This window comes from Staphylococcus sp. GDX8P80P, from assembly GCF_017893095.1.
Taxonomy (GTDB): domain Bacteria; phylum Bacillota; class Bacilli; order Staphylococcales; family Staphylococcaceae; genus Staphylococcus; species Staphylococcus borealis.
In genome coordinates, this window is sequence record NZ_JAESMI010000032.1 from 1 (window position 1) to 20,863 (window position 20,863).

A 20,863-nucleotide genomic window follows, 5' to 3' on the forward strand; every position below is an offset into this window, starting at 1 on the left:
TTCTAGTCACCCTTGCGGGCGGGGCCCCAACAAAGAGAATTTCACTAAGAAATTCTACAAGCAAAGCAAGTTGGGAGTCGGGGCCCCAACAAAGAGAATTTCACTAAGAAATTCTACAAGCAAAGCAAGTTGGGAGTCGGGGCCCAACACAAAAAATCACGAAAGTGATTTTACAGGCGAAGCAAGTTGGGGCCATTCATATGGGACAGTTTCTAAAGTAGCGCTTATTTGGTTTCTCATTTCGCTTAAGTTGAGATGCTTACCGAGGCGAAGTAGCACTTTAAGTTTAAATACTATTTATAGCGGACATAAATGTTTCATAAACAGTGGTAGGTGTATAATGTTTCAAAGTAACATGTCCTTCATGAACCATCTGGTCGGCATCATCAATATGATTCATAGCGATGTCGATGTATTTTGCTAATGAACCAGCATCACCATATTTTGCTAAGTAACCATTAACCTGATGTGTGATGATACTTGCAGGCCCTAGTGTATCTTTAAAGCTTATAACAATATTATCCTGCGCCATTGCTTCTAGTACAACCATACCAAACCCTTCATTTCTTGACGGTACGACGGTGATTTTACTTTTAGCTAATTTAGTATTAAGTTGTTGCGTAGCGGCATAAAGTGTAATTAAATCGTTTAAATGATGTTGATCAATCAGTTGTTGCAAAGACTCGCGTTCTTGGCCATCTCCATATATTTCTACTTTAAAGTTGAGTCGCTTAAGATCATCTTGAATTCGACGAATGCTCTCTATTAAAATATCAAAGCCTTTTTCAAATTCTAATCTACCCGCACTCATGATGATATTCTCTTTGTGAGTATCATTTTTAATTGGTCTGATGATATTAGGAATAGTATAAACAGGTGTGTTGATATGTTGCGCATAATTTAACTGATCTTGTTTCGTTAACGTTGTAATAAGGTCTAATTTACGACACGCATCAAGTATATCTTGTTGATAGTGTTCTGGATGTGCTTGTAAATTCATATGTTCCATTCCAATCGTCATCACATCATTAGGATGATACTTTGATATTAAAATATTAAAACTCGCTCTAGTACCTACAAGCACATCTGTATCTACTTTTTTAATCGCTTTAATCATTTTATTTTCTACGTATTTTGAAAATTGATTTAATCCTGGTTCATGATGGTTTATTTTGGTTGGTTTCAACAAGGAAGTATACTTATTAATACGATTCATAATGATTGCTATAATGTTCTGAGGTTTTAAACGATAGTCGATTAGTGTTTTTATTTTTATATTGTTATTTATTTTAAAATAAGGTTCATCTTGCGCACGAAAAACAGAAATAATTTCTACGTGATGCCCCTTGTCGGAAAGTGTATTAGCTAATTCAGAAACAGCTTTCACAGTTCCGCCTAAAGCATAGACATTATGCATAAAAAATGTGAATGATTTCATAGTTACACCTCTAATGATTCATAATAGTGAATTATAGCATTTCTTATGTATGTCTAATAGTAATAGCAATGTCATTCGAATCATCTATCGACCCTGCTTTATCTATTAAAAGATGAAAACTTTATGTAAACACTTTTTTCATGGGGGGATTATGTATATAATTAAACTAGTTAATAAAAAGTCGATTTTACGTATAGCGTAAAGTTAATATTAAAAATTTTAATAAATAAAGAAAGCGTTTTAATTTATTAAGCCAAGGTCAATATCCTATCGACTAAAGATGTGAAAAAAAGGGGGACTGTATTGTTATGAGTTCAGTACATAGCAAAACAGATGTCATCTTAATAGGTGGCGGTATAATGAGCGCAACACTCGGAACGTTATTAAAAGAATTATCTCCAGACAAAGAAATTAAAATATTTGAAAAATTAGAACAATCTGGTGAAGAAAGTTCAAATGTTTGGAACAATGCTGGAACAGGACACTCTGCACTGTGTGAATTAAATTACACTAAAGAAGGTAAGGAAGGTTCCGTTGACATTACGAAAGCAATTAAAATCAACGAACAATTCCAAGTCTCTAAGCAGTTTTGGGCACATTTAGTTAGAACAGGTCAATTAGAGAATCCTGCTAACTTTATTCAATCTGTGCCGCATATGAGTTTTGTTAAAGGTATCTTTAATGTGAAATTTCTTAAAAACAGAGTCGCAGCATTAAAAGAAAATATTCTATTTGAAAAAATGGATATTACTGAAGATCGTGACAAAATTAAAGAATGGGTTCCGTTAATGGTTGAAGGAAGAACATCACATGTGCCTATAGCATTATCTCGTGATGAGAGTGGTACAGATGTAAACTTCGGTGCATTAACAAAGAAACTTATTTCTAATTTAAAGGATAGAAATGTAGAAGTATCTTATAAACAAGAAGTTGAAAATATTGAGAAACTTGATAATGGAAACTGGAAAGTGACAGTTAAAGATTTAAATTCCGGTCAAAGCAAGGCATATGAATCAGAATTTGTATTTATTGGGGCTGGCGGTGCAAGTTTACCACTTTTACAAAAAACAGGTATTAAGCAATCAAAACATATTGGTGGTTTCCCAGTAAGTGGTTTATTCTTGCGTTGCACGAATAAAGACGTGATTGAGAAACATCATGCGAAAGTATATGGTAAAGCAAGTGTCGGTGCACCACCAATGTCAGTGCCTCATTTAGATACGCGATTTGTAAATGGTGAACGTGCTTTATTATTTGGACCGTTTGCAGGATTTTCACCTAAATTCTTAAAAACAGGTTCAAATTTAGACTTAATACGTTCAGTAAAACCAAATAATGTATTAACGATGCTTTCAGCAGGTATCAAAGAAATGGAGTTAACGAAGTACCTTATTTCACAACTGATGTTAAAGCATGAGGATCGTATGAATGATTTACGTGTATTTGTGCCTAATGCAAAAGATGAAGATTGGGAAGTTATTGTTGCAGGACAACGTGTACAAGTGATCAAAGATACCGAAGATAGCAAAGGGAACTTACAATTTGGTACAGAAGTCATCACATCGGATGATGGTTCACTTGCTGCCTTATTAGGCGCTTCTCCAGGTGCATCTACTGCAGTAGATATTATGCTTGATTTATTACAACGTTGTTATGGTAATGAGTTTAAAAATTGGATTCCTAAGATTAAAGAAATGGTACCTTCATTTGGTCTTAAATTAACTGAACATGAAGACGTTTATCGTGCAGTAAATAAAGAAATTCAAAAATATTTAAATGTTAAATAATCGCACCAGTTTGTATAGATAACACATAATTGGCTAGCTACTCTAATTCAATTCCATGAGTAACTAGCCAATTTTTATTTCTCCCTTTTATTTAGTTGTCGATTAATTTCTGTAACGTACTTTTTGTTTGTAAAGTAAGATTTAATCCAAATCATCAAATATATAATGATGAAATAAAATGTGAATATCAAAATATTTGAAATTTTAATTAAAAACCATCCAGCTAAAATACCAATGGGCAGTAAACCAATATAGCTAAATATGAAATGTAATAGCGTAGCACGTGTGATACTCCAGTCTGTATGCGTAAAAATAAGTATCCGGTCGTTCTCACTGTGTAAGTGGTTTAAATGATGATATAAATGGCATATATTTATAAGTTTGATGTCAGTCTAATCGTAAAGGTAGTACCTCGTTGTACGTCACTAGACACGCTAATTTCGCCCTGGTGTAATTTAATAATTGATTGCGTAATGGCTAGGCCTAAGCCATTACTATTATCTTGCTCGTTCAGTTTATAAAATCGCTCAAAAATATGTGATTGAGTTTCTGATGGAATCGTATTTCCTTCATTATTGACACTAAATAAAATTGAATCATTATGCTCATGAGAAAGCCTAACTTCAACTGTACCACCAATTGAAGCGTACTTAATCGCATTTTGAATGAGATTAGAGAATGCTTGATGTAATAAACGACTATTTCCTTGGAAATAAACGTCACTTAAATCAGACAACAACATTAAATCTTTATTATCTAATTCGAATTGCTCATGACGTATAATTTCTTTAATCATCGTAGTAATGTGTATATGATCATCAAAGCGTAAATGATTGGCATTATCTAATTCTGATAGGAGAAGTAATTCCTTTGTGAGATTACTTAATCGAGTTACTTCGTCGTGAATTTCATCAATGTATGTCTGCCTTTTTTCTTGCGTCGCTGTAAATTGTAATTCTGTAAGTAAACGTTGAATATGTGTTAATGGTGTTTTGATTTCATGTGAAACATTTTGAACGAAGTGTTGTCGCATATCATCGACTTGTTTTAATGCTTGACGCATAGCGTCGAATCGATATTGTAGTGTGCCGATTTCGTCATGACGACTTTGATAAATGGGTGTATCGAAATCTCCGTGTATTAAACGCTCTGTTGCTTGCTTTAGCGTTTTTATAGGTTTAATGATTGAATAAGTTGATGCGATAACTAGAGTGATTGAAATACTTAATAAACAAATTAATAATACTGAAAGAAAAGTACGAAACTCACTAAAGGTTTCGCCTATATCTGGACGCATAAACACGGCAAGCGGTTGATGATTTTGGGTAAAGCGGACGCCTACAGTATTATCTGTTTCATTATCAAAAAATCCAGTTACAAATAATTCGAATGGCTTATTTTTGATACCGTGATAGTCCTCGCCTTGTAGAACTTGGTTGATCGCGGTGTTTGAAATCGTGTCTTGGCGAAATGGTTCACCATAAAATGTTTTATGATGTGCACGATCTACAATCATAATTTGATAGTTCATATCGCCTAGGTGTTTGAAATAGGCTTGACTATTAGATTGATTTGAAGAGGCATGAAATTGTCGTGCTTCTTTTAAAGTACGCATTATCTTAGTATCATTATGTGCTTTTAAATTGAAATGGTAATATATATTAGCGAATAGAAAGCTTACTAAAGCACTAAATAGAATAACTGTAATTGTATAGATTGCAATACGTGTATAAAGAGATTTAAACATGGGTAATCACCTTGTATCCTTGTCCACGAACTGTTTGTATCTCAATCGTGGCATTTAATTGATTTAGACGATGACGTAGTCGTTTGATATGTACGTCTATCGTTCTTTCATCTCCTTCATAATCAAACCCCCAAATGCGCTCTATTAATGTGTTGCGCGTAAAAATATGTTTTGGCTGACCACATAATAAAAATAATAATTGAAACTCTTTAGTAGGTAAATTTACATTTTTGGATCCAACAATGACTTCCATATATTCTTGAATTAAAGTCACATTGCCTAATTTTATAATATATTGAGAATTAATTTGATAACGTCTTAGCACAGCTTTAATTCTAAATAGTAATTCTTTCACTTCAAATGGTTTCGTTACGTAATCATCTGTTCCACTCACAAATGCACGTTCTTTATCGCTTAGCGCATCTCGTGCTGTTAGCATAATAACAGGTATGTCGTAGTCGCTTTTTAGCACTTGGCACAGTTCAAATCCATCCATACCAGTCATCATAATATCGACAACAGCAATATCAACTTGGTTATTTGTAAGGTATTGTAATGCGTTTTCTCCACTGGCATGTGTAACGGTTTGAATTTGAGCCGCTTCGAGATGCTGAGAAACGTAATGTAATATTTTATAGTCATCATCCACTATTAAACACTTCACCATCATTATTACTCCTTTAATATATTTAACATGATTATATGAATAACTATATCAAAAAACAAATTCCATTAAAGTTCATATTCAGTTCATATTATGTCATTAAACTGTGTATTGAAATAGCAGTGGGAGGTAGTAAGTATGAATTTAGCATGGAAAGAAATAAAATTTTATAAATTTCGTTACACATTAATCATGTTAATCATCTTTTTATTAGGAAGTATGGTTCTATTTATTAGTGGATTAGCTCAAGGATTAGCACGAGAAAATATATCATATTTAAACAATATGCCGGCAGAACATTATATTGTTGAAGATAATAAAGAGCCTAAGTTAGAAAGTTCACAGATGAACCAGTCTCAGAAAGATAAAATAGAAGATATCATTCATCAAGATGCCACACAAATAGGCACACAAACACTTAAAATCAATCAAGATGAGCAAGATGTTATTACATTTAATACACCAAAACATCTTAAGCCAAAACTTATAACTGGTAGCTATCCAACTCAACAAGATGAAATCGCTATAAGTGAAAAATTAACTGGTAATGATTTGAAAGTTGGAGATTACGTTTCATTTAAAGGGCATGACACGCGTTATAAAATAAGCGGGATAATGAACGAAACCATGTATTCCCATAGTTCAATGATATTAATGAATAAAGAAGCGTTTGAATCGATGAATAAGCAAATATCAACATTCTACCCTGTTGAAAATATAAATAAAGATGACAAAGCGTCACTTAATCAAATAGAGGGCATAAAAGTAGTGGACGAAAAGACGTTAACAGATAACATTGCTAGTTACCAGGCAGAGCAAATGCCACTTAATTTAATGATTATTAGCTTATTTGTTATTACAGCTATCGTATTGAGTGCATTCTTTTATGTGATGACGATTCAAAAGATCCCTCAAATAGGTATTCTAAAAGCTATTGGTATTAAGACCAAACATTTATTAACTGCACTTTTACTACAAATTGTTTTAACAACAATGGTTGGTGTTATTTTAGCATTTATTGTCATACTTATTTTGAATACGGTTATGCCAGTGACAATGCCATTTTATTTAAATTATAGTCAGGTATTATTAATGATTGCCGTATTTCTAATCGTAGGATTAATAGGTGCATTACTATCCTTTATAAAAGTACTAAGAGTAGATCCGATAGAGGCAATTGGAGGTATGGAATAATGACGTTACAACTTAATCAAATTACTAAAATATTTGGTAGTGGAGATGCTCAAACAGAAGTGTTAAAAGGGATTAACTTTGAGGTCAATCAAGGCGAGTTTATTATTCTTAGTGGCGCATCTGGTTCAGGTAAATCAACACTTCTAAATATTTTAGGGGGATTATTAAGTCCTTCAAGTGGAAATATTTTATATAATGATAAGCAATTATTCTCTAATGATGTAGATAAAACTAGTCTAAGACTAAATGATATTGGATTTATCTTTCAATCATCGCATCTCGTACCTTATTTAACTGTGGAGGAACAATTAACGATTGTAGCTAAAGAAGCGGGAAGTAAACGTAAAGAGGCTAAAGAGAAAGCACAGAGACTACTCAATGAAATAGGATTGAGTCATCGTCTAGCTGTTTATCCACATTTGTTATCTGGAGGAGAAAAACAACGTGTGGCGATTATGAGGGCATTTATGAATGAACCTAAAATTATATTAGCGGATGAACCGACAGCAAGTTTAGATGCAGATAGAGCGACATCTGTTGTTCAAATGATTAAATCTCAAGTTCAAACCAAAGATATGATTGGTATTATGATTACGCATGATAAAAGATTATTTGAATATGCAGATAGAGTGATTAAAATAGAAGATGGTAAAATAGAGTTGTAAAAAGTACAAATATTGTAGAAGTTAATCGGTGTGTAAAGTAAATCATATGATAATAGGTAGTCAAGAAGCGTGCACAATTAGCATATGTCAACAAACGATGTTGCAAGCATAACCAATTGGGAGTTGGATGATGAATTCGTATAGAATTCTATCCAACTCCCATCTTTATGTTTTAAAATAAGATATAAATTGATGCAAAAAATAAAATTGCAAAGTAAATGGTTAAGAGTAGTTTATATTGATACATAAGCGCTAAGAAATCTCTAATTAATGCGATATTAAAGAAATGATAGGGTGTATGACTTCCAATACCATCGACTTTCATTTGATTTATTTGTGCAAATCTCATGCCACGTAAAATATGAAATTGGCTTGTGACACAAAGTATACTAGGACGATGTTTATATAGATTACGTATGATTCTTTTAGAATAATAAAAGTTTTCAAAGGTATTGGTTGATTGTTCCTCTACGATAATATTAGACTCAGGAACCCCGTGGTCAATTAAATAATGTTTCATCGCCAATGCTTCAGATATTGGTTCATCAGGCCCTTGGCCACCGCTCACAAGCACGTTGCATGTACCTTTTTGTTGATGATAAACGTTTAGTGCACGATTTAATCTATCAGCTAACATCGGTGTAACGTTCTTTGTGAATATACCAGCACCCAATACCATAATTAACGCGTATTGATTTTGTGTGGTTATACGACCTAAAGCCGAAGACCAAGCCATATAGAGTAAGAATGCATAACATGTGCTTATAGCAATCATCGTAAGCCATAGGAAGATGCCATTGATGATAGGAATAGGCATCGTGCTAAGGTATGCAAGAATCGCCGTGAATAATACACCTAATATGAGATGTTTCATCATTTTATTTAAAAATGTTTTTCCTTTTTCAAGTGTAAAAAGATGATAATGTTTCAGTAGTAAACCAAGCGTAGTAATAATCATAAGTAGTATGAGTGTAGTAGGTAATGTCATTGTTAATACATTTATGACGGTAATCATCATGCACAATATGACAGTTATTATAAATGTTGTTAAATTTAAAAGTTGTTTTACATTGAATAATACACCTACTACAATACATAACACAATGAGAGCTAAAATAATTGCGAACATAGGAAGTACCTCGAATTTCTTTATATATATAAATGTAATCGAACCACTTACCATTTAGCAACTATTAACCACGGAATGAGGTTTTCAAGAGAATTGTTTATTGATATGATTTAACAGAGTATGTATAAACGTAATGGATGACTAATTAACAAGGAGTAAAGCAATGAGCAGAATTTCTAGAAACCACATCGAATTTATGAAACAATTCATCGATGATACCAATACTTTAACCGCCAAGCTATTAAAAGATCAACAAAGTAAGTATGGCATTTCAATGGAACAATCCAATGTACTCAGATTACTAAGCCATCATCATGCATTATCAATTACAGAAATAACGGAGAAACAAGGTGTTAATAAAGCAGCGGTGAGTAGACGTATCAAGAAACTCATTGACAGTGGCTTCGTAGCATTACAAAAATCTAATAACAATATTGATCAACACCTGAAATATGTTGTTTTAACAGACAAAGGTCGTCAATATACTGAAGAAAATAATGAGATTGTTAGTGACATTGTCAGTGATATGGTGGCAGACTTATCAAGTAAAGATATTGAGAAAGCGTTAAGTGTATTATATATAATAGATGAAAGAGTAAAAAAATTTAATTCAAAAGTTTAAATTAGTATGAAGCTTTAGACCGATTATTATATAATAGATATCATATTCTTAACTTGAACGTACAATATCAATCGTTAAATTTAATATAGTAGTGGGGAAGTTGGTGACTAAATGAGTACATGTCCGAAATGTGGACAGAAAATTGACAATAATAACCTGAACAAGTGTCCTAATTGTGGGAAGAAATATAAAAAATCAGACAGCAAAGACAAGCAAATCCATACCCCTCAAACCAACACATCAAATATTAAGATTAGAAAGTTTATTCCTTGGGCAATCGTTGCATTTATTGTTATATTGCTCGTCATTGTATTTTTATTGGTAAGGAATTATAACACGCCTGACGCGCAAACTAAAATTTTAGTTAATGCTATTGATAATAATGATTCACAAAAGGTAGCAACGCTATTAAGTTCTAAAAATTCTCATATCGATTCAGATGAAGCGAGCGTCTATATTGACTACATTAGAAGTGAAGTCGGTATGAAAAAATTTGCACATGATATTAGATCAACCGTTGAAACATTAAATAAAAGTGATTCCAAAGAGGCAATTAATTTAAAAACACGTGCAGGGAATAATTACTTACGTGTGAGTAAAAACGGAACTCGATTACTCATATTTGATAATATGAGTTACACCGCACCAACAAAACAAGCAATTGTTAAACCTAAGCTTGATACGAAATATGAGTTCAAAGATGGCGGTAAAAAGAAAACTGTTATTGCTGATGCCAATAAAACAACGTCACTTGGTAGATATATTCCAGGCATATATTCTATTGATGCTAAAAAGGAAACAGAGTATGGCACATTTAGCGGCCAGCTTAAATTTGATTTTAGATATGGTAAAGGAAACACAGTTGAAGTAAATGAAAATTTCAATGAGGCACTATTAACCGTAAAATTAAAAGGAAAAAGTGACTTAGACAAAAACTCACTAAAAGTTGAAATTAATGATAAACAAATGAAATACAGTCAATCTAGAGAGTATGGACCGTATCCTCAAACGAAAGATGTGACCGTATCTGCCTTAGGAAAGGCTAAAGGAAAAACATTCCGTACAGAGACTAAAACAATTAAAGCAAGAGACTTAGGTAATATTAATAGTGCAGTATTAGAGTTTGATGATGAAGAGATTAGTGATTATATTGAAGAAAAAGAAGCCGAAGAAAATAGCTTGAAAACAAAATTGAGTCATTTCTTTAACAATTATTCTTTAACACTAAATAGCGCTATTTCTCAAGGTAACTTTAATTTAGTAAGCACATTTTTAAAAGATAAATCCAGCATCTATAAAATGATAGAAAATAATTTAAATCATTCAGCTGCTTTCATAAATCCACAAATTATTAGTGCCAGTCAACAAGGTAACACGATTAACACTAAAGTGCAGCATCTGAATAGTAATGGTCAATATGAAATTACGGATTATGAATTAACTGAGGATCATAATACCGGGAATCTTCAACTCGTTGATTCAAAATAAATTGAACGATACCAAGTGTTACTGACTAAACTGAGAAAATGCTTCAATCAAGCTTTTCTCAGTTTTAATCATACTTGCATGCGGGGATTAATAAAAAGCATGTCATCAAGAAGTGCTATAAGCAACGCAAGCTGGGGCGGGACAACGAATTTAATCAATCATTTCGTCCTACGCCCGCTCGTTCTTTTTTTAATACATAGAAAATATGAAACCTACAAAGGTGGGATACGTTAATGGATATAGAGCAAAACCAAAGAAAACATTCACCCTTATTTATTATTATATTAGGTGCTTTAACTGCCATAGGTGCCTTATCGATAGATATGTTTTTACCAGGACTACCTGAATTAAAGAATGATTTTAATACGACGACAGCTAATGCACAACTTACACTATCGTTATTTATGATAGGTTTAGGATTAGGTAACTTATTTGTAGGTCCTATATCTGATAGTATGGGACGTAAGAAACCATTAGTTATTTCTATGGTTGTATTCGCTTTAGCAAGTTTGGGTATAGTATTCGTTGAGAATATTTGGGTTATGGTATTTCTAAGATTTGTTCAAGGATTTACAGGTGGTGCTGGCGCCGTTATATCAAGAGCCGTTGCGAGTGACATGTATCGTGGGAACGAACTGACGAAGTTTTTAGCGTTACTCATGCTTGTTAATGGTGTTGCACCTGTAATAGCACCGGCTTTAGGAGGATTAATCTTAAGTTTTGCTGTTTGGCGAATGGTATTTGTCATTTTAACGATATTTGGTGTGTTAATGGTACTAGGCTCAGTATTTAAAGTTCCTGAATCTTTATCAGTAGCCCAGCGTGATAGTAGTGGAGTTAAAGTAATTTTTAGTAATTTTAAAAGTTTACTTACGACACCTCGATTTGTGTTACCAATGTTAATACAAGGTGTTACATTTATTATGTTATTTAGTTATATATCAGCGTCGCCATTTTTAGTTCAAAAAATATATGGTGTTTCACCATTACATTTCAGTTGGATGTTTGCTGGCATAGGCATTACACTCATCATTGCAAGTCAAATTGCAGGTAAACTGGTAGACTATTTTCATCCACAAGCATTGTTACGTGCATTTACAGCTGTTCAAATTTTAGGCGTCGTTATCGTGTCACTAACATTGTTGAATCACTGGCATTTTGCATTATTAGTTATAGGGTTTATTGTATTAGTTGCCCCAGTAACCGGTGTAGCAACGTTAGGATTTTCAATTGCAATGGAAGAGCGTACGACTGGAAGCGGAAGTGCATCAAGTTTGTTAGGGTTATTGCAATCGTTATTAGGCGGACTTGTCACACCACTTGTTAATTTAAAAGGTGAATATAATAGCATGCCGTACATTATTATAATTAGCCTCACAGCTATTTTACTTATCATTTTACAATTATTAAATATTAAAGTATTAAAGCATGACAAAGTATAAAAGAAATTAAATTAATTACTATGCTACGATGAAATAATTAAATACAGTATCAAATTGAAGAAGCCATTAATCAAGTTAACTCAATTAATGGCTTCTTTATTGATTAAATGCAACTATCTTTGAACTTTTAACGTGTTAGCGAGTAACGCACTTGCGACTTCATCAGGACTTTCTTGACACCCTAATCGTAACCAATTTAATATTACACCGATTTGCCCACTCATTGTGTATGTAATAAAGAAGGGGACATTTTGAATGGTTGTATGATTTTCTCCTAAAATGTTTGTGTAATATTGTTTCGTAATCTCAATATATTCCATTACTAATGCTTTGTTTGGATGAGAAATAAAAATGGCATGGTAAAATGCTTTCTTTCTATAAATATATTTTAAAATAATATGAAAGAATTTATAAACTTTCTCAGGATTCTTTTTAATGTTATCGAAGTTAAAAGAAAATGCGTTTAGTAGATGTTCATATTTATTTAAATGATAATTTTGAATTTTAGATAGCAAATCATATTTATCTTGAAAGTGATCATAGAAAGTTGAGCGATTGACATTACTATTTGCACAAATCATCTTGATGGATATATCTTCAATGGGATAAGTTTCTAATAAATCGATTAAGCTTTTGATCATTTTATATTTAGCATTTTGTTTCATCGTGTCACCTAATTTATCTATAACTTCACATAGCCGACAATTTAACGATAATTGTTGGTGTTATTTTTATGTATATGTCTTTATAATATTAAAAGTGATTTTGAAAAACAAATAGGAGGAAATGTTCAATGAAAAAAATGGTGTTAATTAATATCATCACTATCGTTGTTCTAGTTGTAGTCGGTATCGTAGGTTTCTACTTATATCATAATGCTACAAGTTATGTAACAACTGATAATGCCAAAGTTGATGGAGAACAAATTCAAATCTCTAGTCCAACTTCAGGTCAAATTAAATCTCTTGATGCAAAACAAGGGGACAAACTTAAAAAAGGTGACAAAGTAGCAGAAGTGAGTGGTCAAAGCCAAAGCGGTGAGTCACAAACTATGGATATCAAAATGCCACAAAACGGTACAATCGTTAAAACAAGTGGTATGGAAGGTTCAGTTGCACAAGCAGGTTCACCAATTGCTTATGCTTACAATTTAGATGATTTATATATTACAGCAAATATTGACGAAAAAGATGTTAGCAGTGTAGAAAAAGGCGACAAAGTTGATGTAACTATTGACGGTCAAGATTCTGATATTGACGGTAAAGTTGAAGAAGTAGGCCAAGCGACTGCAGCTAGCTTCTCATTAATGCCATCATCTAACACTGACGGTAACTACACTAAAGTATCACAAGTAGTACCAGTTAAAATTTCTTTAGATTCTGCACCATCTAAAAATGTTGTTCCTGGAATGAACGCTGAAGTTAAAATTCATAAAAACTAAGGGGGTCATAGAATGACAACGACCTTCATTGTTGGATATATTGTTTTAGTGGTCATTTTAGTTGGTTTAGTTAACGTTCTTGTGTTGAAATCACGCAAGAAACGTAAAAACCAAACTAAGGGACAACACGTAAATGAAGAATCTAAAAGTCAAAGTAATCCATCTAAATTTAAAATCAGTGACTTAGACCGAGATCAAGCGTCAGAACGTACGCAAGATGCTCACCATGATGATCATCAACTTCGTCACTTAAACACAGAAGATCGACACATTGAAAATGATAAACGCAAAGATCATTTCGAGAATGAACAAGATCAACAAGATCATGCTTCAGAGCAAATACATCCTGAGCAAAAGCAAGCATCACATTCCTTACATTATTCTGACGATGCTACTGAGGATGATAAACAAGATGATGATGTAAATAACCAACATCTTCCAAAAGATTCAATTTATGAACCAATTAATCCCGATTCTCAAGAAGGACGCGTCAACGAACGCATCAAAAAACAAAAAGAAGATTTTGTGTTTGGAAAAGGGATTACAAGAAATAAAATTTTAGCTGCAATGTTGTTTGGTATGTTTATTGCCATCTTAAACCAAACATTGCTTAACGTTGCATTGCCTAAAATCAACACAGAATTCAATATTTCGGCATCAACTGGACAATGGTTGATGACAGGTTTCATGTTAGTTAATGGTATTTTAATCCCGATTAGTGCATTCTTATTTAATAAATATTCGTATCGTAAGTTATTTATTATTGCACTTTTATTATTCACGATTGGGTCTTTAGTCTGTGCACTTTCGAATAACTTCCCAATGATGATGGGTGGACGTGTACTTCAAGCCATTGGTGCTGGTGTATTAATGCCATTAGGTTCTAACGTCATCGTTACAATCTTCCCACCAGAAAAACGTGGGGTTGCAATGGGAACAATGGGTATAGCAATGATATTGGCACCAGCAATTGGACCTACGTTATCAGGTTATATCGTACAAAACTATCATTGGAATGTTATGTTCTATGGTATGTTCTTCCTAGGTATTGCAGCAATGATTTTTGGTTACTTCTGGTTCAGACTGTACCAAAAAACAACAAATCCAAGAGCCGATTATCAAGGTATTGTTTATAGTACGATTGGATTTGGTGCATTATTATATGGTTTCAGTGAAGCCGGAAATAAAGGCTGGGGTTCAACTGAAATTGTAATTATGTTTATTATTGGTGTAATATTTATTGTTGCATTTGTTATTCGTGAATTAACAATGAGAGCACCAATGTTAAACCTTGAAGTGTTGAAATCATCAACATTTACACTTACAACTATTATTAATATGGTTGTAATGATGAGTTTATTCGGTGGTATGATTCTATTACCAATTTACTTACAAAACTTACGTGGCTTCTCAGCACTAGATTCAGGATTATTATTACTTCCTGGTTCGTTAGTAATGGGTATCTTAGGCCCAATTACTGGTAAGCTACTTGATACAATTGGTTTAAAACCATTAGCATTATTCGGTATAGCAGTAATGACTTATGGAACATGGGAACTTACTAAATTAAATATGGATACACCATATCTTCATATTATGAGTATTTATGTTATTCGATCATTTGGTATGGCATTCGTTATGATGCCACTTATGACAGCAGCGATTAACGCACTGCCACCAAGACTAATCTCTCACGGTAACGCATTCCTTAATACAATGAGACAATTAGCAGGTTCAATTGGTACGGCGATTCTTGTTACTGTTATGACAACGCAAACAACAAATCATGTTGGTGCGTTTGCAGATGAATTAGATAAAACAAACCCTATGATACAAGATCATGTTCGTCAAATGGCGGCACAATATGGCGGTCAATCTGAAGCATTACAAGCTATCTTGAAATATGTTAATCAGCTTGCATATATCGAAGGCATTAACGATGCATTCTGGATTGCGACTGGATTAGCTTTCTTAGCATTTGTTTTAAGTTTATTCTTAAAAGGCAAAAAAGGCGCTGATGCAGAACATGAAAGAATGATGCATGCGGAAAGTAATAAATTTAAATAAAATGATGTTGGGGGACATTATTTTTAAAGTATCGGTACACTTTGATAAGTGTGATCGATACTTTTTTTATTACAACAATAAAAGCCATTGTGACTTGAGTTTAACGTCGACAATGGCATAAGAGTGATTATTTAATAGTGTAATGATTTGTTTTACGATTTCTAAAAAAGAAACTAATTATTAATAAGGCTAAACTACATACTAATAGAATAAGCGCATTATGAATGGCGTCAGCTTCATTAATAATTTGGTTTGCTGAAACATTCAAAGAAAAACTTTGCAATTTATCTGCAATACGTTGACCAATTACTTGTATGGCATAACCAAAATAAATGGACATTATGAGCATAATAGAAATAATAATAAAATTAAAAATCTTTAGTAAAGTTCGATTAAAGATTATCGTTAAAGCAGTGATGATCAAACTTACAATTGCTAAAATAAAAAATACATTAAATACTAATACAAGGCGATTAGCTATGTCTTCTAAATTGGTTAATTGACTTAAATTTATGTTGAGTGCGCCTATTTGTGTAACCGTATTTTGAAAATCTTTGATTTGAGCATAACTGATAGGTTGGTTGGCAAAGGCTAAATTGAAGATAGGCTGTTTATACATACTATAACCAGTGATAGCTACTAATACGAAAATAATCAATTGAATCATCAAATTCACCCAAGATTTTCTTTTTCGATTGTGACGATGAGAACGAGGATAATATTGATTATGAATAGGTGGTCTATCATCATATTGGATTGTTTTTCTTTCTGACACTTTTCTAACTCCTTTACTATAATTCATTGTTTTCTAAGTTTGACTAATTTATACTGAATTTAATATGCAAATAACAATATTATATTAAATAATTAATCGAGAATTTTTAGAACATAACTTCAATTATATCGTTTTTTGAGCTTAATGTAATAACGTTTAAGAAATTTATTATTAATTAAGGAAGGTAGAATTTTATGAGATCACACATGGTTAATCGAATCATCAATCGATACTTACTGCACAACCGCTCAATATTGTTTGATAATGATTCGGATTTTGATACGTTTATGGACAAGAGAAAAGACATTAATCAAGCTAAACATAAACAACCTTCAAGTTTAAATGTTAAGTCTAATTTAGATAAGTTGTCACTCGATGAGATGCAAGTATTTAGATTCAACTTCCGCCATGAAACAAAAAAGAAAATACTCTATATTCATGGTGGTTATAATACACTACAACCCTCTCCATTTCATTGGAGATTTATGGATAAACTTACACTAAGTACATTGTATGAAGTCGTACTACCTATTTATCCTAAAACACCAGAACACCATATTGATGACACGTTTAATGCGATAGATGCTGTGTATCAGTCTTTATTAGAAGAAGTAGATGCAAAACACATTGTCATTATGGGCGATGGTACAGGAGGCGCTTTAGCTTTAAGTTACGTTCAACAACTTGTAGCTAAAAAGCAACCACTACCTAATAAAGTATATCTACTGTCACCTATGTTAGATGCGACGTTAACTAACCCAGAAATTACTGAGGACTTAATGAATAAAGATCGATTCGTAAATAGAGATGGTTTACATCGTATATTCAATGTATGGACGCAAGGGGAAGCCTTGGCTAATCCATTAATTTCACCTATTTATGGACAACTTCACGATTTACCACCAGTTGTGATATTTGGTGGGGGCAGAGAAATTTATTATCCAGATATGAAACGTTTTGTCTATAATATGGAGGACAATGGCCAATCTGTTCAATTCTTTGAATATCCTAAAATGTTCCATGATTTCCCATTATTTCCTATACATGAATCTCACAAAGTAATTAAACAAATCGCTAAAACGATTGACGTATAATGGGTATTAAATTGAATAACGTTTAGCGTTTGAAATCCTCAACATCATATGGGCAACGTAGCAAATGCGTCGTAATCGACTGAATTAATAAGGCAAGCGAATTCAGTATGCGTTTGCATGTGAGCTCCAGCAAAGAGCGTTTCACTACGCAATTTTACAAACAAAGCAGAATGGGAGTGGACGACGAATTTAAAAAAAATGCTGTCCTATGCTCTCCTCTATTTCTATATCATAAACTATTCGTATCTATGTACATTAATACTGTTTAAGCAAGTGCTGTACTTGAGTCATGATTTGTTTTTGGCCTAAGTGATGATAATGGTTGTCTATCACTTGGGCTAAATCTGTTTGTGATGCCAGTTGTTGTTCCGATAATGCATTTAAATTTGAAGAAGCATCTGTGAATTCATTGATATAACGATGCACAACATGTTGTAAGTGTTGATCATTATTTTCAGCTTCAGTGATATTTCGTAAAGCTTCAATCGCTTGTTTTTGCCCTTGATGATAACTTATATTAAATGCTCTTTTCAATAATTCTTGACTTGGACCATTCATAAATAATTGTTTTGTCGTATTGAGTGTGATTAAATTTACTTTTAAATCATCGTTTAAATCATATAATAATTCTAATAGTTGATTGCGGAATGTTCGTCCCATGTTTTAGTTCTCCTTTTTAGGTATGCCAATTTGATGACCCAATTGTTTAGGCCAATCGATAGTACCTTGCTGTTGATAATAACGCGCAATATTTTGATGATAGTCGGTTGGAAACGGTGCTGACTTGCGTTTGTTAGTATCAATCCCCATCATAATGACTTCGTTCGTTGCAGCTAACTCATCCTTATTGTTATAAAGCATTAAAAAGAAATGCACACGTTTATAGTCATAGTCATAAATATAAACTTCGATTCGATAAGTGGAATCAAGAGACAACTCTACAAGATAAGTCGTATGTTCTTCTAATGTAAACATCGTGTAATGAAGGATTTCACGTTCTTCTAAAGAGAGTCCATGTGTGTAATTAAATTCGTTTACAGCTGCACTAAATATTTTATTATATTCTGAATCATGCATATGATTGTTATGATCAATTTGAGATGCATGTACAACATTGTTAATAACTAATGGATTGCTCATCTTATCAGACCTCACTCATATATGGATACTTCTATTTTACTAAATAAAATTAACACATACACATGATTTAATTCATGGTAGAATGAAAGACGTATGGTCATGCAGGAGGTAAATGTAACAATGACAATGACGATTCGATATCAAACTAAAAATCAATCACTTACACAAGTTGACAGTGTTGACGATATTCCTGAAGCAGCAACAATTGTTTGGTTCGATTTTGAAAATGCAACACAAGCAGAGAATGATTACTTAGTCAGTCAATTTGAATTTAACTATCTAGAGTTAGAGGATGCCATTACTGGTGTACCACGTGTAAAATATAAATCCTATGAATCATATCAATATTTAGTCTTTCATAGCATGTACAGAGATGATTTTTCTCCAATCTCTTTGAATGTATTTCTAAATGAGAAAGTACTGGTTACTTATCATCATAAACATTTCGAATCATTAAATGAAGTGGCAAAGATGAACGCACATCACCATGATCCTGACTTAGATTGTGCAGATATAGTGATACATATATTAGATATGATGGTAGATAAATATTTTGAGTTCGTATATACAATTGAAGATAAAACGTATAACTTTGAAGACGCGCATGTAGATGACACGCAAAGTAAAAAGATTATGGATAATGTCTTTCAAATTAAATCCGATTTAATCAAGATTAAGAGGGTATTATTCCCTATGCAAGAATTGGTAAATACCATTAAAACAGAAGGTAATTTAATTGTAGATAGTAAGCATTCAATGTATATTCAACATATCGACGACCATCTTATTAAACAGAATAATATTATCAGAACATCACAAGAGATGGCTAATGAAATAAGAGAGAACTTCGAATCTTATTCATCATTTAGAATGAACAGTATTATGCAAGTACTAACGTTAGTGTCAGTTATTTTCTCTCCTTTAACATTTATTGCAGGTGTATATGGCATGAATTTCGAGTACATGCCAGAACTTAAATGGCACTATAGTTATCCTATTTGTATGGTGGTCATGTTAATTATAGCTATCGCATTGATTATCTTTTTCAAAAGAAAAAAATGGTTCTAATATAATTTGAAATTTTATTATTTAAAGTAAAGGTAGGTACAAAGATGAGTGATTTTCAAAGAGAACAGAGGAAAAATGAACATGTCGAAATAGCAATGGCTCAAAGTGATGCACCGCAATCAGACTTTGATCGAGTGCGATTTGTACATCATTCAATCCCTAGTATTAATGTAAATGATGTGGACTTAACAAGTCACACGACGGATTTTGATATGACGTATCCAATTTATATTAATGCGATGACAGGTGGTAGTGAGTGGACGAAACAAATTAATGAGAAACTTGCAATCGTGGCTCGAGAAACTGGATTAGCGATGGCAGTAGGGTCAACACATGCTGCGTTAAGAAATCCTAAAATGGCTGAATCGTTTAGTATTGCACGTCAAACCAATCCAGAAGGTACTATTTTTAGTAATGTTGGTGCAGATGTTCCTGTAGATAAAGCAGTTGAAGCGGTGAAATTATTAGATGCGCAAGCGCTACAAATACATGTTAATGCACCGCAAGAACTCGTTATGCCTGAAGGAAACCGAGAATTTTCAACATGGTTAGATAATGTAGCATCTATCGTTCAACGTGTAGATGTGCCGGTCATTATTAAAGAAGTTGGCTTCGGCATGAGTAAAGAATTATACAAAGACTTAATTGACGTAGGTGTGACTTATGTTGATGTAAGTGGTAAAGGTGGAACGAACTTTGTCACAATCGAAAATGAACGTCGCACAAACAAAGATATGGACTATCTTGCAAATTGGGGGCAGTCAACCGTTGAGTCTTTACTAGAAAGTTCAGCTTATCAAGATTCACTCAATTTCTTTGCTAGTGGTGGTGTACGAACACCATTAGATGTCGTTAAGAGCTTGGCTTTAGGTGCGAAAGCAGTAGGGATGTCTCGACCATTTTTAAACCAAGTTGAAAATGGCGGCATTACGACAACGATTGATTATGTTGAATCATTTATTGCACATACAAAATCAATAATGACGATGTTAAACGCAAGAGATATTAGCGAACTAAAACAAAGTAAGTTAGTATTCGATCAGAAGTTAATGTCATGGATAGACCAACGTGGTTTAGACATTCATCGAGGTTAATCTAAAAT

General features: G+C 33.0%; 20 protein-coding genes. 11 read left to right on the forward strand and 9 right to left on the reverse strand.

From position 1 onward, the window contains the following. Positions 1–286: 286 nt before the first annotated feature. Positions 287–1,438, reverse strand: a complete 1,152-nt coding sequence (locus tag KA858_RS04405; RefSeq protein WP_210135109.1) for a glycosyltransferase family 4 protein — start codon at positions 1,436–1,438, stop codon at positions 287–289. A gap of 308 nt (positions 1,439–1,746) precedes the next feature. Between KA858_RS04405 and mqo the strand changes: the two genes are divergently transcribed. Then, positions 1,747–3,225 carry a malate dehydrogenase (quinone) gene (mqo, locus tag KA858_RS04410; protein ID WP_210135110.1) on the forward strand — a complete coding sequence of 493 codons (1,479 nt, stop codon included), beginning with the start codon at positions 1,747–1,749 and terminating at the stop codon, positions 3,223–3,225. A gap of 74 nt (positions 3,226–3,299) precedes the next feature. On the opposite strand, the gene KA858_RS12780 is transcribed toward mqo, so the two are convergent. Genes KA858_RS12780 through KA858_RS04425 form a run of 3 tightly spaced genes read right to left on the reverse strand, consistent with a single transcriptional unit; the run spans position 3,300 to position 5,639 of the window. Continuing rightward, entirely contained in the window at positions 3,300–3,611 is a 312-nt protein-coding gene (locus KA858_RS12780; protein WP_210135130.1) for a DUF3021 domain-containing protein, read from the reverse strand. Next, positions 3,599–4,972 carry a sensor histidine kinase gene (locus KA858_RS04420; RefSeq protein WP_210135111.1) on the reverse strand — a complete coding sequence of 458 codons (1,374 nt, stop codon included), beginning with the start codon at positions 4,970–4,972 and terminating at the stop codon, positions 3,599–3,601. The genes KA858_RS12780 and KA858_RS04420 overlap by 13 nt, the downstream gene beginning before the upstream one ends. Next, positions 4,965–5,639, reverse strand: coding sequence for a response regulator transcription factor (locus tag KA858_RS04425; RefSeq protein ID WP_210135112.1), 675 nt, complete (start codon positions 5,637–5,639; stop codon positions 4,965–4,967). Before KA858_RS04425 ends, KA858_RS04420 begins: the two co-directional genes overlap by 8 nt. A 135-nt stretch (positions 5,640–5,774) precedes the next feature. Between KA858_RS04425 and KA858_RS04430 the strand changes: the two genes are divergently transcribed. After that, a complete protein-coding gene (locus tag KA858_RS04430; protein ID WP_210135113.1) occupies positions 5,775–6,830 on the forward strand; it encodes an ABC transporter permease in 1,056 nt (351 codons plus the stop codon). Continuing rightward, positions 6,830–7,495, forward strand: a complete 666-nt coding sequence (locus KA858_RS04435) for an ABC transporter ATP-binding protein (RefSeq protein WP_210135114.1) — start codon at positions 6,830–6,832, stop codon at positions 7,493–7,495. Before KA858_RS04430 ends, KA858_RS04435 begins: the two co-directional genes overlap by 1 nt. A 172-nt stretch (positions 7,496–7,667) precedes the next feature. Here KA858_RS04435 and KA858_RS04440 read toward each other — a convergent pair whose 3' ends face one another. Beyond that, complete coding sequence (locus KA858_RS04440) at positions 7,668–8,624, reverse strand: YdcF family protein (RefSeq protein WP_210135115.1); 957 nt, start codon at positions 8,622–8,624, stop codon at positions 7,668–7,670. Between the two features lie 163 nt (positions 8,625–8,787). On the opposite strand from KA858_RS04440, the gene KA858_RS04445 reads away from it, so the two are divergent. The 3 genes from KA858_RS04445 (at position 8,788) to KA858_RS04455 (ending at position 12,176) form a co-directional block, all read left to right on the forward strand. After that, positions 8,788–9,246, forward strand: coding sequence for a MarR family transcriptional regulator TcaR (locus KA858_RS04445; RefSeq protein WP_210135116.1), 459 nt, complete (start codon positions 8,788–8,790; stop codon positions 9,244–9,246). 111 nt (positions 9,247–9,357) lie between these two features. Beyond that, entirely contained in the window at positions 9,358–10,734 is a 1,377-nt protein-coding gene (locus tag KA858_RS04450; protein WP_210135117.1) for a membrane-associated protein TcaA, read from the forward strand. Positions 10,735–10,967: 233 nt separating this feature from the next. Continuing rightward, entirely contained in the window at positions 10,968–12,176 is a 1,209-nt protein-coding gene (locus KA858_RS04455) for a putative multidrug effflux MFS transporter TcaB (protein WP_210135118.1), read from the forward strand. A gap of 113 nt (positions 12,177–12,289) precedes the next feature. On the opposite strand, the gene KA858_RS04460 is transcribed toward KA858_RS04455, so the two are convergent. Beyond that, positions 12,290–12,841 carry a TetR/AcrR family transcriptional regulator gene (locus KA858_RS04460; protein WP_210135119.1) on the reverse strand — a complete coding sequence of 184 codons (552 nt, stop codon included), beginning with the start codon at positions 12,839–12,841 and terminating at the stop codon, positions 12,290–12,292. A gap of 128 nt (positions 12,842–12,969) precedes the next feature. Between KA858_RS04460 and KA858_RS04465 the strand changes: the two genes are divergently transcribed. Both KA858_RS04465 and KA858_RS04470 read left to right on the forward strand, forming a co-directional pair. Beyond that, positions 12,970–13,617 carry an HlyD family efflux transporter periplasmic adaptor subunit gene (locus KA858_RS04465; RefSeq protein WP_107629001.1) on the forward strand — a complete coding sequence of 216 codons (648 nt, stop codon included), beginning with the start codon at positions 12,970–12,972 and terminating at the stop codon, positions 13,615–13,617. Between the two features lie 12 nt (positions 13,618–13,629). Then, a complete protein-coding gene (locus KA858_RS04470) occupies positions 13,630–15,684 on the forward strand; it encodes a DHA2 family efflux MFS transporter permease subunit (RefSeq protein ID WP_210135120.1) in 2,055 nt (684 codons plus the stop codon). 127 nt (positions 15,685–15,811) lie between these two features. On the opposite strand, the gene KA858_RS04475 is transcribed toward KA858_RS04470, so the two are convergent. Then, the gene (locus KA858_RS04475; protein ID WP_210135121.1) at positions 15,812–16,459 is read right to left on the reverse strand and encodes a hypothetical protein; all 648 of its coding nucleotides are present in this window, start codon (positions 16,457–16,459) and stop codon (positions 15,812–15,814) included. 194 nt (positions 16,460–16,653) lie between these two features. On the opposite strand from KA858_RS04475, the gene KA858_RS04480 reads away from it, so the two are divergent. Then, positions 16,654–17,553: an alpha/beta hydrolase fold domain-containing protein gene (locus KA858_RS04480; RefSeq protein WP_210135122.1), complete on the forward strand. Its 900-nt coding sequence runs from the start codon at positions 16,654–16,656 to the stop codon at positions 17,551–17,553. A 255-nt stretch (positions 17,554–17,808) separates the two neighbouring features. On the opposite strand, the gene KA858_RS04485 is transcribed toward KA858_RS04480, so the two are convergent. Then, positions 17,809–18,213 (reverse strand): hypothetical protein, encoded by a 405-nt coding sequence (locus tag KA858_RS04485; RefSeq protein ID WP_210135123.1) that lies wholly within the window; start codon positions 18,211–18,213, stop codon positions 17,809–17,811. A 3-nt stretch (positions 18,214–18,216) separates the two neighbouring features. Further along, positions 18,217–18,693 carry a thioesterase family protein gene (locus KA858_RS04490; protein ID WP_210135124.1) on the reverse strand — a complete coding sequence of 159 codons (477 nt, stop codon included), beginning with the start codon at positions 18,691–18,693 and terminating at the stop codon, positions 18,217–18,219. Positions 18,694–18,813: 120 nt separating this feature from the next. Here KA858_RS04490 and corA point away from each other — a divergent pair, with 120 nt between their 5' ends. Both corA and fni read left to right on the forward strand, forming a co-directional pair. Further along, positions 18,814–19,761: a magnesium/cobalt transporter CorA gene (gene corA / locus KA858_RS04495; RefSeq protein WP_053028633.1), complete on the forward strand. Its 948-nt coding sequence runs from the start codon at positions 18,814–18,816 to the stop codon at positions 19,759–19,761. Between the two features lie 44 nt (positions 19,762–19,805). Beyond that, positions 19,806–20,855 carry a type 2 isopentenyl-diphosphate Delta-isomerase gene (fni, locus tag KA858_RS04500; protein WP_210135125.1) on the forward strand — a complete coding sequence of 350 codons (1,050 nt, stop codon included), beginning with the start codon at positions 19,806–19,808 and terminating at the stop codon, positions 20,853–20,855. Positions 20,856–20,863 lie beyond the last annotated feature (8 nt).